Raw genomic sequence first — 14,054 nt, forward strand, 5'->3', positions numbered from 1 at the left:
GCAACCTCAGCGGTGTTTGAGGGCGACCTGCCGGCGGATGAGGATGACGGCGATGAAGATGCTTGGCAGCTAACCGGTAGGCGAGATGACTTCTAGATCTTTCCTGTATCGCCAAACTCCAAACCTAATCACCTCAGTTCGAATCCTGATGGTTCCGCTGGTGCTTTGGTTGATCATGGTTGGCTGGGATTCGTTTGCCGAACGCATGATCGCCCTGGTGCTTTTGGTTTTGGCGGCATCGACCGACGGTATTGACGGAGCAATTGCGCGCAAGCGAAACCTGGTTACCAACCTCGGCAAGATTCTTGACCCAATCGCAGACAAGGCGCTGCTCTCAGGTGCATTGATTGTGCTGTCTATTCAGGGGGCTGTCCCGTGGTGGGCAACCGTGCTGATCCTGATTAGAGAATTCGGAATTACGGTTTATCGTCTGATCATCGCCAAGCGAAGAGTGATTGCAGCATCCGGCGGAGGTAAATTCAAGACCGTGATTCAAATTATCGGTGTTTCGATGGCGGTCGCACCGTTTGACTTTTTGGGCGATTGGTGGGGTTGGCTTACCCAAGCCGTAATTATCTTTGCCGTCGTAATCACCTGGTACACCGGAATTCAGTACCTCAGGCCGGCAAAGTGATTTTGAGTAAGCAGCTAATTCAACACGGCATTTACATAGCCACCGCTGAGTCGCTGACCGCTGGTCTTTTGAGTTCCGAACTAGCAACCGAGCCCGGAGCATCAGCGTTCTTGCTGGGGGGAGTCACCTGCTATCAAGATGAGGTCAAGGTGAATGTGCTCGGAGTGGATCCGCACTTGATCCAAGCCCAATCCGCCATATCTTCCGAGGTAGCGATATCCCTTGCCAGAAACGTCAGGGATAAGTTTGCGCTTGAGTGTGTAAAGAGCGTTGAGAGCGTCTTTGGAGTGTCAACCACCGGAGTCGCGGGTCCGGATCCAGTTGGGAATCACGCTGCGGGCACCGTCTACATAGGTATTTCCTCTGCCAGAGGCTCCCGCTCGGTGGCATTGAAGTTGCATGGCACAAGGTCCGAAGTTAGAGCCGCAACTGTCGCCAAAGCTCTGGATGCACTCGAGGATGAAATCCAGGCAATTTTTGGTTGAGAAACAGGAAACATTCAGCAAGCAAATGTAAATTTGTCGGAATCAACCGCTAGGTTAATTTGCAGGAGGAAACCTTTTGGTACTACTAAGGCAAGAAATCGGTGACGTACTGCGTTCACATCGACTCCGTCGCGGCCAGACACTGCGTCAGGTAGCAGCGAAGGCGTCTGTTGCGCTTGGTTACCTATCTGAGGTCGAGCGCGGCCAGAAGGAAGTTTCATCGGAGATCCTCGCCTCGGTAGCTGAAGCCCTAGAGCTTCCACTCTCGGTAGTCATGCGTGAAGTTTCTGATCGAGTCGCTTCCGTTGAGGGCATTTACCTGGACGACACCTACATCCCTGACACTGTGCCAGACGCCTTCATGACAGAAGCAGGGCTTTACTCTCAGTCGAAGTTTTGAAACTAAGCCAGTTTCATCAGCTTCTCCACGATGAATTCGGGGCACAATTCGCCCAAGTGCTGCTCAAAGATTTTCGGCTTCACCATTTCCAGGACCAAACCGCAGAAGAGCTAATTCGCGCGGGTGTTGACCCCAAGCAAATCTGGTTAGAACTGTGCAAGCAGCAATCTGTGCCCAAAGAGCGTTGGAGTGGAATTCCGGTAAAGAAAAGACACGCCGAATAAATCATTCGAAATTTTGTTCGAACGTCTAGTGTTCTATCTAGATAGGTCAAAACCTACGAGTTATCAACAGCTTTTTGGTTGAACTCAAAAAAGTCAGACCTACGAATTAGCTTCTAGGGAGCTAAAGAAAGAGGTAGAAAATGCCAAGTGCATCCGACAGAGAGAAAGCGCTAGACACTGCGCTAGCCCAGATTGACCGCCAGTTCGGTAAGGGTTCGGTTATGCGATTGGGCAGCGAAGAACGCGCTCCAATCGAGGCGATTTCTACAAGTTCGATCGCCCTAGACGTAGCTTTGGGCATCGGAGGCTTGCCTAAGGGTCGAATCGTTGAAATCTATGGCCCAGAATCCTCCGGTAAGACCACATTGGCGCTGCACGCAATCGCGAATGCCCAGCGCGCTGGAGGTATTGCGGCCTTTATCGACGCTGAGCACGCTCTTGACCCTGAGTACGCCAAGGCTTTAGGTGTGGACATCGACGCACTTTTGGTTAGCCAGCCAGACACTGGTGAGCAGGCCTTGGAAATTACCGACATGCTGATTCGCTCGGGATCAATCGACGTGGTTGTCATTGACTCGGTTGCCGCACTAGTGCCAAGGGCTGAAATCGAAGGTGAAATGGGAGACTCACACGTTGGTCTCCAGGCTCGTCTGATGTCTCAGGCTCTTAGAAAGTTGACCGGAGCGTTGAGTAACACCAACACCACCGCAATCTTTATCAACCAGCTGCGCGAGAAGATCGGTGTTTTCTTCGGATCTCCGGAGACCACCGCCGGCGGAAAGGCGCTGAAGTTCTATGCGTCTGTGCGTTTGGACATCCGCAGAATTGAAACCCTAAAAGAAGGTACCGATGCTGTTGGTAACCGCACTCGTGTCAAGGTTGTGAAGAACAAGCTAGCCTCGCCATTCAAGCAGGCTGAGTTCGACATCATGTTTGGCGAGGGTATTTCTCGCGAGGGTGGACTTATCGACTATGGCGTTGAACAGGACATCGTAAAGAAGTCCGGAGCTTGGTACACCTTCGACGGCGAACAGCTTGGCCAGGGTAAGGAAAACTCTCGTCGTTACCTCAAGGACAACCCAGAGATGGCAGACACAATCGAGAAGCGGATCAGACACAAACAGGGTATTGGCGTCCCACGTGCAGTAGCAGACTTGCCAGCCGAGGAGGCCCCAGAGGTCGCCAAGGCCGCAAACGATGCCTAACGAACCTAGTAGCGAAAAGCTGGAGCAGCGGGCGAAAAACGTCCTGCTGTTCCAGCTTTCTCGTTCCATGAAGACTCGTTACCAGTTAGCAAATATTCTGAAAAAACGTGAAATTCCAGAGGAGATTGCAAATGCCGTACTGGATCGCTTCACCGAGGCGCAGCTGATAGATGACGCAGCCTTTGCCAGGGCTTTCGTAAATTCCAGAATCGCCATCTCGGGCAAATCAAGGTCAGTGATTTCTCGCGAGTTGAAGCAAAAAGGGGTCAGCGCGGAAGATGCCCAAGAGGCGCTGAGCGTAATTGACCAAGAGGCGGAGGATAAGACTGCTTACGCAACGGCGAAAAAGCGATATCAGCAGCTCTCTTCCCTGGCACCGGAAGTCCGCAAGCGCAGACTTATGGGGTTTTTAATGCGCCGGGGATTCTCCGGCGCTCTATCATCAAGAATTCTGCGGGATCTAGAGCAGTCAGAGTAAAATTCACGGGCTATGTCACTTACATACGAAGTCCGCACTTACGGTTGCCAGATGAACGTTCACGACTCTGAACGTATCTCTGGCCTGCTCGAGGCTTCGGGCTACATCAAAGCCGAGGATGTGGATCCTGACCTAGTTGTTTTCAACACCTGCGCGGTCCGAGAAAACGCCGACAACAAGCTCTACGGAAACCTCGGCATGATGCTTCCAAAAAAAGAAGCGAACCCTAATCTTCAGATTGCAGTCGGAGGCTGCCTTGCGCAAAAAGACCAAGATGTCATCATCAAAAAGGCCCCATGGGTGGATGTGGTTTTCGGAACCCACAACATTGGCTCCCTTCCGACCTTGCTAGAGCGTGCTCGGCATAACAATGAAGCTCAAGTTGAACTGTTGGAGGCACTAGAGATTTTCCCCTCAACCCTGCCGACCAAGCGCGAATCCGCTTACTCCGGCTGGGTTTCTATTTCAGTGGGTTGCAATAACAGCTGCACGTTCTGCATCGTTCCAGCGCTTAGGGGTAAAGAGAAGGATCGTCGCCCAGGCGACATCTTGGCTGAGGTCAATGCTCTGGTGCAAGACGGTGCCATCGAAGTCACTCTGCTTGGTCAAAACGTAAACACATATGGCGTTGAGTTTGGTGACAAAGGCGCTTTCGCAAAGCTGTTGCGAGCTTGTGGTCAGATCGAGGGTCTAGAACGAGTGCGCTTCACGTCCCCGCACCCAGCAGCTTTCACCGATGATGTGATCGATGCAATGGCTGAGACTCACAATGTGATGCCACAGCTACACATGCCGCTGCAGTCTGGCTCTGATCGCATTTTGAAAGAGATGCGACGCAGCTACCGCTCTGAGAAGTACCTGGGCATTTTGGATCGGGTTAGAGATCGAATCCCAGAAGCGTCGATAACTACCGACATAATCGTTGGTTTTCCGGGAGAGACCGAAGCGGACTTTCTTGAGACCATGAGAGTTGTCGAGGCAGCGCGGTTCGCGACCGCCTACACGTATCAGTACTCCAAGCGCCCGGGGACGCCGGCAGCTGAGCTTGATGATCAAGTGCCAAAAGAGGTCGTTCAGGAACGCTATGAAAGGCTTTTAGCGCTCGTGAACGACATTGCTTGGCAGGAGAACAAGAAGCAGGTTGGAAAGACCGTAGAGGTCTTGGTGGCAACCGGAGAAGGTCGCAAGGATTCTGCGACCCATCGCCAAACTGGACGAACTCAAGATAGTCGTTTGGTCCACTTTGAAGCACCTGAGGGCAGCCAAATCGCTCGTCCTGGCGATTTAGTGACCGTTCAGGTGACTCAGGCTGCGCCTTACCACTTGCTTGCAGAGAGTTCACCGGGTTCGCTTTACGAGGTCCGTCGAACCCGAGGCGGCGACGCTCACGACCGACGCGAACTGGAGAGCTGCGGAGCACCTGTGCCTGGCAGCGGCAAGGTCTCGCTCGGGATTCCAATTAGGCCCAAGAGTGTCATTTAGAGTCCTCGCCCTTATCGGACCAACAGCGTCTGGAAAGACTGGGCTTGCGCTTGAGGTTGCAGCGCAATTGACTGCTGCGGGTAATCCGGTTGAGATAATCAATGCCGATGCCATGCAGCTTTATGCCGGAATGGACATTGGCACCGCGAAACTTCCGGAATCCCAGCGACAAGGTATCCCGCACCACCTGTTTGACATCCTGACCCCAGCTCAGGAGATGACTGCTGTTGAATACCAGCGCGTTGCGCGGGAAAAGTGCTTGGAAATCCTGTCTGCCAACAAGACACCGATGCTTGTCGGAGGCAGCATGTTCTATTTGGCTGCTGCGTTAGACAATTTGGATTTTGCTCCAACGGATCCGGCAATACGTTCAGAACTCGAGCAACTTGGTCAGGAAATTGGAGCGCTTGCCATGCATGAAAAGCTGCAGCGGCTGGATCCGATAACTGCAGCAAAGATCCCCTCGCAGAATGTCCGCAGGGTGATTCGAGCACTCGAGGTTATTGCAATCACAGGGCAGAGCTACGCATCCTCATTACCCGAGCCCAGCTATTGGGAACCAACCTTGCAAATCGGCATTGATCTCCCTAGAGAGCTGCTCAAACAGCGGATTGCTAGTCGCGTAGAGCAAATGTGGGAAGCGGGCATTGTTTCTGAGGTTCAACAACTTTTGAAAGCTGGGGAACTCGGCAAAACCGCAAGAATGGCGATTGGATACAAGCAGGCAATCGCTGAACTCAGGGGCGAAATGTCTACTGAAGATGCAAAGGCCGAAACCATAGCTCTAACCAATCGATACTCTCGCCGGCAAATGTCCTGGTTCCGACGTGACAAGCGAATTCATTGGCAGAGCGCAGGTGAGCACTTGAGTGCTGAGGTCATGAAGTTGATTAGGCTTGAACAATGAACATCGACTTCACCAAGGGCCACGGAACGGGCAATGATTTCGTCCTGATCGATGATTTCGACGGTGTGATGGATCTCACTGAGGAGCAAATTCAACATATTTGTGACCGTCACTTTGGAATCGGTGCCGATGGCTTGATCTTTGTGACTCGAACTGAAAACAGTGAGGTTGCTCACCTTTTACATGACGAGCCAAATGCGGAGTGGTTCATGGACTATCGCAATGCCGACGGCTCCAAGGCGGAGATGTGTGGCAATGGCATTCGCCTTTTCGCTCGTTACCTGACTAGCCGTGGACTTGCCTCGATTGTTGGCGGCTCTACCCTTCCCGTTGCCACCAGAGCTGGGGTAAAAGATCTAACCAGTACATCGACTGGTTTTGCGGTTGACCTCGGTCGTTGGGGCGTTGATTCAGAGGACTACCTTGTAAAGGCTGATGGAATCGCAGTTGCCAGACCAGGTCTAGGGCTAAATCTAGGCAATCCGCATGTCGTGGTCGCGCTGGCTGATGAGGGTGAACTTGAAGCCCTCGAATTGCACAAAGCACCAAAGCTTGAACCACAGCCGCGCAAGGGCGCGAATGTTGAGTTTGTGGTGCTGGATGACCCGCTTATCAAAGAGGGCGTCGCCAGCATCTCAATGCGGGTGCACGAGCGTGGGGTGGGGGAGACTCTGAGTTGTGGAACCGGTATTGCAGCAGCAGCATTGGCAATTAGGCACTGGGCTGACAATGGGCAGAACTTCTGGCGGGTCAGAGTTCCTGGCGGCGAGGTTGGCGTGCGAATGTTCCCAACCGAAGACGGCGAGCACGTTGCAATTTCAGGCCCTGCGGAGCTGGTTTACAGCGGAACCTTTAGTCTCTAGTCACTTCTAGGACTCGGAAGCCTTTATCTGTCGAGAACCTACTAGCGGTCAGATCTGGAAATTCAGCTTGAATCCAAGCCAGCAATGAATCAGCCCCAAGTTGCTTCTGCACAACAAGCATCGCTCTTCCTCCGCTTTCTAGGCGCGGTAGCCAGTTCTTTAGAAGTGCATGCAACGCTGCCTTACCGATTCGTATCGGTGGGTTGGACCAAATCGCGTCGAACTTCAGATCCTCTGGAACCTGGTCTTCGGTGACAACGTTGATGTTTGTAAGCCCCAGCTTGGAGGCATTGTTTCTAGCCAGTTCCATGCTGCGCTGGTTCACATCGAGCGACCAGACTTTAGTTTCGGGGCTGAGGGTCGCGATAGCGAGTGAAATAGGTCCCCAGCCACAACCGAGGTCAAGGACATTTCCAGATTCCGGAAACTCTTCAAATTTGCTCAGCAGGATGGAGGTTCCAGGGTCCAACTTGCTGGCGCTAAAGGTGCCGCTGGCAGCTTGAACAGCAAATTCCTGACCCGCTACCTGGAAGGTAATCTCCCGAAGCGTCGCCGGTTTATCTGGGCTTGCGCTGAAATAGTGCTCCTGGGACATGTTGCAAACCTAATACAGCCCTAGGGTTTAAGTGCAATGGAAAACGAATCCACGATAGACCGCATCCTCAGAAGAGGAGCAGCTGCACCGCGCAATGAGTTTGATGGTGACCAGCTTGATCTCGAGGCGAGAGATTCGTTGCGTCGAGTTGCAGGACTCTCAACTGAGCTGCAAGACATCTCGGATGTCGAATACCGCCAACTTCGCCTTGAAAAGGTCGTGCTAATTGGTGTCTGGGGATCCGGAACCCTAACCGATGCCGAGAACGGGTTGCGTGAGCTGGCTGCCCTTGCTGAAACTGCAGGGGCCGAGGTCTTGGATGGTTTGTTGCAACGTCGCAATTTTCCAGATCCAGCAACCTTCTTTGGTAAAGGTAAAGCGCAAGAACTAAAAGAGCTTGTCGCATCCTTAGGTGCGGACACCGTTATCGCCAACGCTGAGCTGGCACCTTCCCAGCGCAGAGCGCTCGAAGACGCTGTGCAGGTAAAGGTTGTAGATAGAACTGCAATCATCTTGGACATCTTCGCTCAGCACGCTAAAAGCCGTGAGGGTAAGGCTCAAGTAGAGCTTGCTCAGCTGGAATACCTATTACCTCGACTTCGCGGTTGGGGTGAGTCGATGTCGCGTCAGGCTGGTGGTCAGGCTGCCGGTGGTGTTGGTATTGGCTCCAGGGGACCGGGTGAAACCAAGATCGAACTTGATCGCAGACGCATCAACACGAAAATGTCGAAGCTCAAGCGCGAAATCACCGACATGAAGCAGGCCAGAGACATCAAGCGCTCAAAGCGTGAAAAGAATAACGAGCCTCAGGTGGCAATCGCCGGATACACCAACGCTGGAAAGTCTTCTGTCTTGAACCGCATGACCAAGGCTGGCGTGCTCGTTGAAAATGCGCTTTTTGCCACCTTGGATCCAACGGTGCGTCAACATGGCACGCCTGATGGCCGCGGTTACACGATTGCGGACACGGTCGGGTTTGTTCGCCAGCTACCGCATCAGTTAGTCGAAGCTTTTAGATCCACGCTCGAGGAGATCTCGCACGCCGACCTGATTGTCCATGTGGTGGATGGCACTGACTCCGATCCGATGGGGCAGATTCGCACCGTTCACGAGGTGATCGCTCAGGTGGAAGCCTCAAGCATCCCAGAGCTGATCGTTTTCAATAAAGTTGACCTCTTGAGCGAAGAAGACCAAGTCACGCTTCGAGGACTAGTTCCCGGCTCGCTGCTGATCTCAGCCAGAACCGGCTTGGGTTTTGAGGAACTAGAAGCAAAGATCGCTGAGCTGCTTCCTAGGCCAGACGTTGAGTTTGTTGGGGTCGTGCCATACAGCCGAGGTGATCTAGTCTCTAGGGCTCACCTATCGGGCAAAGTGTTAGAGCTTGAGTACGTGGAAGCTGGGACTCGCCTGAAGGCACTTGTAAAGCAAGATCTAGCAGCAGAATTGCTGCAGTTCGCTACACAGCCCTAAGAACCGCCACAACCTTTCCAAGGATGACCGCGTGGTCGCCAAGGATTGGTTCGAATGCCGAGTTTCTTGGCAACAGCCAGGTGTGGCCATCACGCTGCTTGAAAGTCTTTACCGTTGCTTCGTCCTCTAGCAGCGCGGCGACGATGTCACCGTTCTCGGCGGTCTGCTGCTGCCGAACCACTACCCAGTCGCCATCGCAGATAGCGGCATCAATCATGGATTCGCCGACAACTTTCAAAAGGAACAAGTCGCCTTGGCCTACCAATTGGCGAGGCAGGGCGAAGACATCCTCGACATTCTGCTCGGCAGTAATAGGACCACCGGCAGCAATTCGGCCAACTAACGGGACCATTGCGGCGTCTGCCTTGAAAATCTCTCCCGCGTAATCATCAAATCCCAATAGATCAATCGTTCTTGGACGACGTGGGTCACGGCTAATGAATCCGAGTAGCTCCAACTTATTGAGCTGGTGGGAAACGCTGGCGGTGGAGCTCAGTCCGACCGATTCGCCGATCTCTCTCATGGAAGGTGCGTAGTTCCTGGCCTGCATTGATTCACGGATTACAGCCAGAATTCGCTGTTGAACATCGGTCAACTCAGAGCTATCCATTTCGGCCCCTCTCAAAATGTCAGTGGGTGAAGCTTTACTTCTTATGTCGAAACTGTATTCGCTAAGTCAGCGTTTGCCAAACACATTTTCGAGTTATTTGCAAAATTCTTAGCAAAAAACTTGTAAATGTCAAAAATGTTTCTATACTTAGAACAAATGTTCGAAACAAAGAATCGAACAGAAGGGTGATGATCACAATGAGTGCTGTTATTTCCTACCGACTAACCAACCCAAAACGTCTGTTCCGTGGGCTTGCAATCTTGGCCTTGGCCGCATCCTTCACCATGGTCTCAATCTCGGGCTCTTTCGCTGGAAGCCAAGAGCCTGGCGAACTGCAATACGTAACTGTTCAGTCCGGTGACTCTCTATGGTCGCTTGCAGACTCTTACGCTCCAAATGAGGATCCTCGCGACTGGATTGCTGAGGTCGTCTTGCTGAACGCTCTTGAGACTGCTGAGCTAACTCCTGGACAGCAGATCGCCCTCCCATAGCCCAATCGGGTAATCTCTACGGGTGACCAATCTCGATGACCTGCCAATTCGCGATGACCTTAGAGGACTAAAACCCTACGGTGCTCCTCAGCTTGACGTGCCTGTTCAGCTCAACGTAAATGAGAACACTTTTGGCATTCCTGAAGCAGTCGCACTAGACATCATCCAAGAATTAGCTTCCGAAGTACTAAGACTCAACCGCTACCCAGACCGAGAGTTCATAGAACTGAGAGGACAGTTTGCGGCCTTCCTGGGCAATGGCCTAAGCGCAAGCCAGACTTGGGCGGCAAACGGGTCAAACGAAATCCTCACTCAGATCTTCCAAGCCTTTGGCGGACCAGGTAATTCAGCTCTGAGTTTCGGACCTACCTATTCGATGTATCCAAACATTGCTCGGATAACCCTCACCGACTACCGAGAATTGCCGCGCGAGGCAGATTTTGAGCTATCGGCAAAGTATGTCGCCGAGCAGCTAGCTATCCACAAGCCAGCAATAGCCATTTTGTGTAATCCAAACAATCCAACCGGTACACCGATTGACAACGAGGTCGTTCGGGCTGCCTATGACGCTTTTGATGGCATCTTGGTGATTGACGAGGCCTATGCGGAGTTCTCTTCAAAAGCCTCGGCTATCGAGTTATTGGCGGGACGTCCACGGCTGATTATTAGTCGAACCATGAGCAAGGCATTTGCATTTGCCGGAGCTCGAGTCGGGTACTTGGCTGCTGACGAGGCCGTTGTGGACGCGCTTCGGATTGTTCGACTTCCTTATCACCTGTCGGCTTTGACTCAGGCTGCCGCAAGAGCAGCACTTCGTCACGCACCGGAAATGCTTGCGAATGTTGAGCAAATTAAGGTTCAAAGAGACCGAATGATTGCTCAGATCAAACTCTTGGGCCTGAGTGCATACGAGTCAGAAGCCAATTTCGTTTTGGTAGAGGGCTTCGAGAATCCCAACGAGGTTTTTGAGGCGTTATTGGCCAGGGGTGTAATAGTCCGTAACGTCGGAATCCCCAACACATTGCGTATAACAGCCGGTACTGAGGCAGAGACCAGCAAATTACTCGGTGAACTAGCCTTGATTCTTGGCTAAACTTGGGACATCTTCCCAAACGAGGTCTAAACATGAGCCGAATTGCAAAGCTTTCCCGCGCAACAAGCGAGTCCAAGATCGAACTTGAGTTGAACCTTGATGGTTCAGGTCAGTCCGAGATTGAGACCGGTGTGCCATTTTTTGATCACATGTTGACTGCCTTTTCTAAGCACTCACTCATTGACCTCAAGGTCCAATCGGTTGGCGATATCGAAATCGACGTTCACCACACGGTTGAAGACACCGCAATTGTTCTAGGCCAAGCCATCAAGCAGGCACTGGGAGATAAGGCGGGTATAGCACGCTATGGCGACGCTACCGTGCCGCTAGACGAGGCCCTAGCTCGAGCAGTGGTTGATGTTTCCGGTCGCCCGTTTCTGGTTCACACTGGAGAGCCTCAGGGTTTTGAATTTCACCTAATCGGTGGCCACTTCACTGGTTCGATGGTGCGACACGTTTTTGAGGCAATCGCCTATAACGCCGGCCTTACTCTGCACATGACTGTGCTAGCGGGTCGCGACGCTCACCACATTGCCGAGGCTCAGTTCAAAGCGCTGGCTCGCGCGATGCGCAAGGCAGTAGAACTTGACGCTCGAGTATCTGGCGTGCCTTCAACTAAGGGCAGCCTTTGACTAAGACCGTCGCGGTCTTTGACTACGGCAGTGGCAATATTCACTCGGCCTGTCGCGCCCTAGAGCACTCGGGTGCAGAGGTAGTCCTCACTTCGGATCGCAAGGTTTTATTGGAAGCGGATGGAATGCTGCTACCAGGGGTTGGGGCATTTGCCTCTGTCATGAGAAACCTAACCAAACACAATGCCGCAAGCCTTGTTGACCAGCGCTTGACCTCCGGAAGGGCTGTGCTTGGCATTTGCGTTGGAATGCAGGTGATGTTTGAACATGGCGTAGAGCACGGGATTGATACTGAGGGCTTAGGTCAGTGGCCAGGTTCGGTAACGATGCTCGATGGCCCAACTTTGCCTCACATCGGATGGAGCAAGGTGTCTAGTGACGTCAAGAGTGTTTTGTTCGAAGGTATCGAGGACGAACGCTTCTACTTTGTTCACTCCTATGCCGCTAAAACCTGGGAGCTGGATATCCAGCCACCATTTGTGAAAGCCGCTTTGACCTGGTCTGAACACGGCGAACGTTTCTTGGCAGCTATCGAAAACGGTCCGCTCAGTGCCACTCAATTCCACCCAGAAAAGTCCGGTGAAGCAGGTTTGCAGTTGCTTCGTAACTGGATTCGTTCCATCTAGGAGAAACATGAAGCTCGAACTATTGCCAGCGGTTGATGTTGCCAGTGGGAAGGCCGTCCGCCTAACTCAAGGCGAGGCTGGTAGCGAGGAAGACTTCGGTCACCCACTTGCCGCGGCCCAGGATTGGATCAGCGCTGGGGCAGAGTGGATTCATTTGGTCGATCTGGATGCCGCATTTGGTAGGGGAGACAACCGTGCTGTCATTGCGGAGGTTGTTGGTCAAGCCGGCAGCACCAAAATCGAACTTTCCGGAGGTATCCGCGATGATGCTTCGCTTGCGGCTGCATTGGAACTGGGTGCGACCCGCGTCAACCTAGGTACCGCAGCCCTTGAGAATCCAGAGTGGACCGAGAGCGTGATTGCGAAGTACGGAGATCAGATCGCTGTTGGTCTGGATGTCAGAGGAACAACACTGGCTGCTAGGGGATGGACTCAAGAGGGCGGCGATCTGTTCGAGGTGCTGGCAAGGCTAGAAGATGCGGGCTGCTCACGCTATGTCGTTACAGATGTCACCAAGGACGGCACACTTCGTGGGCCAAACCTGGAACTTTTGAAGCAGGTTATGCAGTTCACCAACAAGCCGGTGGTGGCATCCGGTGGCATCTCTTCTCTCCAGGACATCAAAGACCTCCAGGAACTTGTTCCGCTTGGGTTAGAGGGGGCGATTTTAGGCAAGTCGCTCTACGCAGGCCGCTTTAGTTTGCAAGAAGCCCTCGCAATCGCCAACAGCTAATGCACGATAAATTTCACGATTCTGCCGGCGTTCCTTGGGAAGGTCGAGAATTCTCGCAAAACAGCTGGTCGCAAGACGACGGCTCGACTCCGCAGGCTCTGGCCGATGTACTTGATGGACAGTTAGATAAGCAAGCCTTGTTTGCAGCGCTGTCGCAATCTCGCTTGCTGATTCCCTTACTTGCAGAACTTGGGGAAAGTGGCATCGGTGCGCACGGTGAACTGGTTGATAAAAGTGCGGAGTTAGCGATAGTTGCAGTCAGCACGCCCGATGGGAAAACTGCGATACCGGCGTTTAGCTCGGTTGCGGAGATGACGGCTTGGAATTCAACCGCAAGACCGGTCCCGGTCGAGGCAGCAAAGCTCGCAATCGCTGCAATAAGTGAGGGTCACGAGCGAGTAATTCTCAACCCGGCAAGCTCAGCCATCGCCATTCGCAGGCCGGCGCTCGCCGCCTTGGCACAGGGGCTCAGCTGGATCACTCCGGACCAAAATGATTTGGTTTTGCAAATGATCCAAAAGGCTTCGGCACAGCATTTTGAAATTCAGTCGGTGCGAGCTTTTGATGGTGACCCAGCAGCGAGGCTGCTCAAGCCTGAATTGGGGCTTGAAATCAAATTGGTTGCGGGGTTATCTCAGCAGCAATTGGAACAAGTGTTGACGCAGTTTGGAGCCAAATTGCAAACCCAAGAGTTTTTGCAGCTGGTGGACTCCTTCACCGTCAAATTGGTGGCCGGTTAGTTCACCGGACCGGTGTACTTTTCACCAGGGCCTTTGCCTGGTTCATCCGGGAAAGCCGAGGCTTCCCTAAAAGCAAGCTGAAGCGAACGCAAACCATCGCGAAGCGGTCTTGCGTGGTGATCGCCAATCTCTGGCGCGGCTGCGGTAATCAGTCCCGCCAGCGCGGTAATCAGCTTTCTTGCCTCATCGAGGTCAGCCGGGGCATCTTCGGCCAGGCCGCACTGCACGGCAGCCGCACTCATCAGGTGCACAGCGGCAGTGTTGATGATTTCTACCGCCGGGACTTCGGCAATGTCTCTGGTGAGCTCTTCGGACAAAATTCCTCTTTCGAAAATGGGTTTTGTTCTGCTAGGCTACCTGAGGCTCTGGGCTATTAGCTCAGTGAA

19 protein-coding genes are annotated in these 14,054 nt (G+C 52.9%); 16 read left to right on the forward strand and 3 right to left on the reverse strand.

The window, feature by feature from the left end:
• The first annotated feature begins 85 nt into the window (after positions 1-85).
• From pgsA to dapF, 9 genes are all read left to right on the forward strand, one after another.
• Entirely contained in the window at positions 86-634 is a 549-nt protein-coding gene (gene pgsA / locus AC128V_RS02060; protein WP_482763021.1) for a CDP-diacylglycerol--glycerol-3-phosphate 3-phosphatidyltransferase, read from the forward strand.
• Positions 631-1,119, forward strand: coding sequence for a CinA family protein (locus AC128V_RS02065; RefSeq protein WP_482763022.1), 489 nt, complete (start codon positions 631-633; stop codon positions 1,117-1,119). The genes pgsA and AC128V_RS02065 overlap by 4 nt, the downstream gene beginning before the upstream one ends.
• Before the next feature lie 76 nt (positions 1,120-1,195).
• Positions 1,196-1,519, forward strand: coding sequence for a helix-turn-helix domain-containing protein (locus AC128V_RS02070; RefSeq protein ID WP_482763023.1), 324 nt, complete (start codon positions 1,196-1,198; stop codon positions 1,517-1,519).
• A complete protein-coding gene (locus tag AC128V_RS02075) occupies positions 1,516-1,743 on the forward strand; it encodes a DUF3046 domain-containing protein (RefSeq protein ID WP_482763024.1) in 228 nt (75 codons plus the stop codon). The genes AC128V_RS02070 and AC128V_RS02075 overlap by 4 nt, the downstream gene beginning before the upstream one ends.
• A gap of 140 nt (positions 1,744-1,883) precedes the next feature.
• Positions 1,884-2,948, forward strand: a complete 1,065-nt coding sequence (recA, locus tag AC128V_RS02080; RefSeq protein WP_482763025.1) for a recombinase RecA — start codon at positions 1,884-1,886, stop codon at positions 2,946-2,948.
• Positions 2,941-3,426, forward strand: a complete 486-nt coding sequence (locus tag AC128V_RS02085) for a regulatory protein RecX (protein WP_482763026.1) — start codon at positions 2,941-2,943, stop codon at positions 3,424-3,426. The genes recA and AC128V_RS02085 overlap by 8 nt, the downstream gene beginning before the upstream one ends.
• Before the next feature lie 12 nt (positions 3,427-3,438).
• Entirely contained in the window at positions 3,439-4,908 is a 1,470-nt protein-coding gene (gene miaB, locus AC128V_RS02090; RefSeq protein WP_482763027.1) for a tRNA (N6-isopentenyl adenosine(37)-C2)-methylthiotransferase MiaB, read from the forward strand.
• Entirely contained in the window at positions 4,898-5,815 is a 918-nt protein-coding gene (gene miaA / locus AC128V_RS02095) for a tRNA (adenosine(37)-N6)-dimethylallyltransferase MiaA (RefSeq protein ID WP_482763028.1), read from the forward strand. The genes miaB and miaA overlap by 11 nt, the downstream gene beginning before the upstream one ends.
• Positions 5,812-6,678 carry a diaminopimelate epimerase gene (gene dapF / locus AC128V_RS02100; RefSeq protein ID WP_482763029.1) on the forward strand — a complete coding sequence of 289 codons (867 nt, stop codon included), beginning with the start codon at positions 5,812-5,814 and terminating at the stop codon, positions 6,676-6,678. Before miaA ends, dapF begins: the two co-directional genes overlap by 4 nt.
• On the opposite strand, the gene AC128V_RS02105 is transcribed toward dapF, so the two are convergent.
• Positions 6,668-7,273, reverse strand: a complete 606-nt coding sequence (locus AC128V_RS02105) for a class I SAM-dependent methyltransferase (protein ID WP_482763030.1) — start codon at positions 7,271-7,273, stop codon at positions 6,668-6,670. The two genes, dapF and AC128V_RS02105, sit on opposite strands and share 11 nt — an antisense overlap.
• A 36-nt stretch (positions 7,274-7,309) precedes the next feature.
• Between AC128V_RS02105 and hflX the strand changes: the two genes are divergently transcribed.
• A complete protein-coding gene (hflX, locus tag AC128V_RS02110) occupies positions 7,310-8,743 on the forward strand; it encodes a GTPase HflX (protein WP_482763031.1) in 1,434 nt (477 codons plus the stop codon).
• Here the strand turns inward: hflX and lexA are convergent.
• Positions 8,730-9,353 carry a transcriptional repressor LexA gene (lexA, locus tag AC128V_RS02115; protein WP_482763032.1) on the reverse strand — a complete coding sequence of 208 codons (624 nt, stop codon included), beginning with the start codon at positions 9,351-9,353 and terminating at the stop codon, positions 8,730-8,732. The two genes, hflX and lexA, sit on opposite strands and share 14 nt — an antisense overlap.
• A 197-nt stretch (positions 9,354-9,550) precedes the next feature.
• Here lexA and AC128V_RS02120 point away from each other — a divergent pair, with 197 nt between their 5' ends.
• From AC128V_RS02120 to AC128V_RS02145, 6 genes are read left to right on the forward strand one after another with little or no spacing between them, the layout of a single operon-like run.
• Entirely contained in the window at positions 9,551-9,844 is a 294-nt protein-coding gene (locus tag AC128V_RS02120) for a LysM peptidoglycan-binding domain-containing protein (protein ID WP_482763033.1), read from the forward strand.
• A gap of 22 nt (positions 9,845-9,866) precedes the next feature.
• Positions 9,867-10,937 carry a histidinol-phosphate transaminase gene (locus AC128V_RS02125; protein ID WP_482763034.1) on the forward strand — a complete coding sequence of 357 codons (1,071 nt, stop codon included), beginning with the start codon at positions 9,867-9,869 and terminating at the stop codon, positions 10,935-10,937.
• Between the two features lie 32 nt (positions 10,938-10,969).
• Complete coding sequence (gene hisB, locus AC128V_RS02130; RefSeq protein ID WP_482763035.1) at positions 10,970-11,569, forward strand: imidazoleglycerol-phosphate dehydratase HisB; 600 nt, start codon at positions 10,970-10,972, stop codon at positions 11,567-11,569.
• Entirely contained in the window at positions 11,566-12,195 is a 630-nt protein-coding gene (gene hisH, locus AC128V_RS02135) for an imidazole glycerol phosphate synthase subunit HisH (RefSeq protein ID WP_482763036.1), read from the forward strand. The genes hisB and hisH overlap by 4 nt, the downstream gene beginning before the upstream one ends.
• A gap of 7 nt (positions 12,196-12,202) precedes the next feature.
• Positions 12,203-12,928, forward strand: coding sequence for a bifunctional 1-(5-phosphoribosyl)-5-((5-phosphoribosylamino)methylideneamino)imidazole-4-carboxamide isomerase/phosphoribosylanthranilate isomerase PriA (gene priA, locus AC128V_RS02140; RefSeq protein WP_482763037.1), 726 nt, complete (start codon positions 12,203-12,205; stop codon positions 12,926-12,928).
• Complete coding sequence (locus AC128V_RS02145) at positions 12,928-13,668, forward strand: SseB family protein (RefSeq protein ID WP_482763038.1); 741 nt, start codon at positions 12,928-12,930, stop codon at positions 13,666-13,668. Before priA ends, AC128V_RS02145 begins: the two co-directional genes overlap by 1 nt.
• Here AC128V_RS02145 and AC128V_RS02150 read toward each other — a convergent pair.
• Entirely contained in the window at positions 13,665-13,985 is a 321-nt protein-coding gene (locus tag AC128V_RS02150) for a DUF1844 domain-containing protein (RefSeq protein ID WP_482763039.1), read from the reverse strand. The genes AC128V_RS02145 and AC128V_RS02150 overlap by 4 nt on opposite strands.
• Between the last annotated feature and the right edge of the window lie 69 nt (positions 13,986-14,054).

This window comes from Aquiluna sp. (assembly GCF_965064355.1).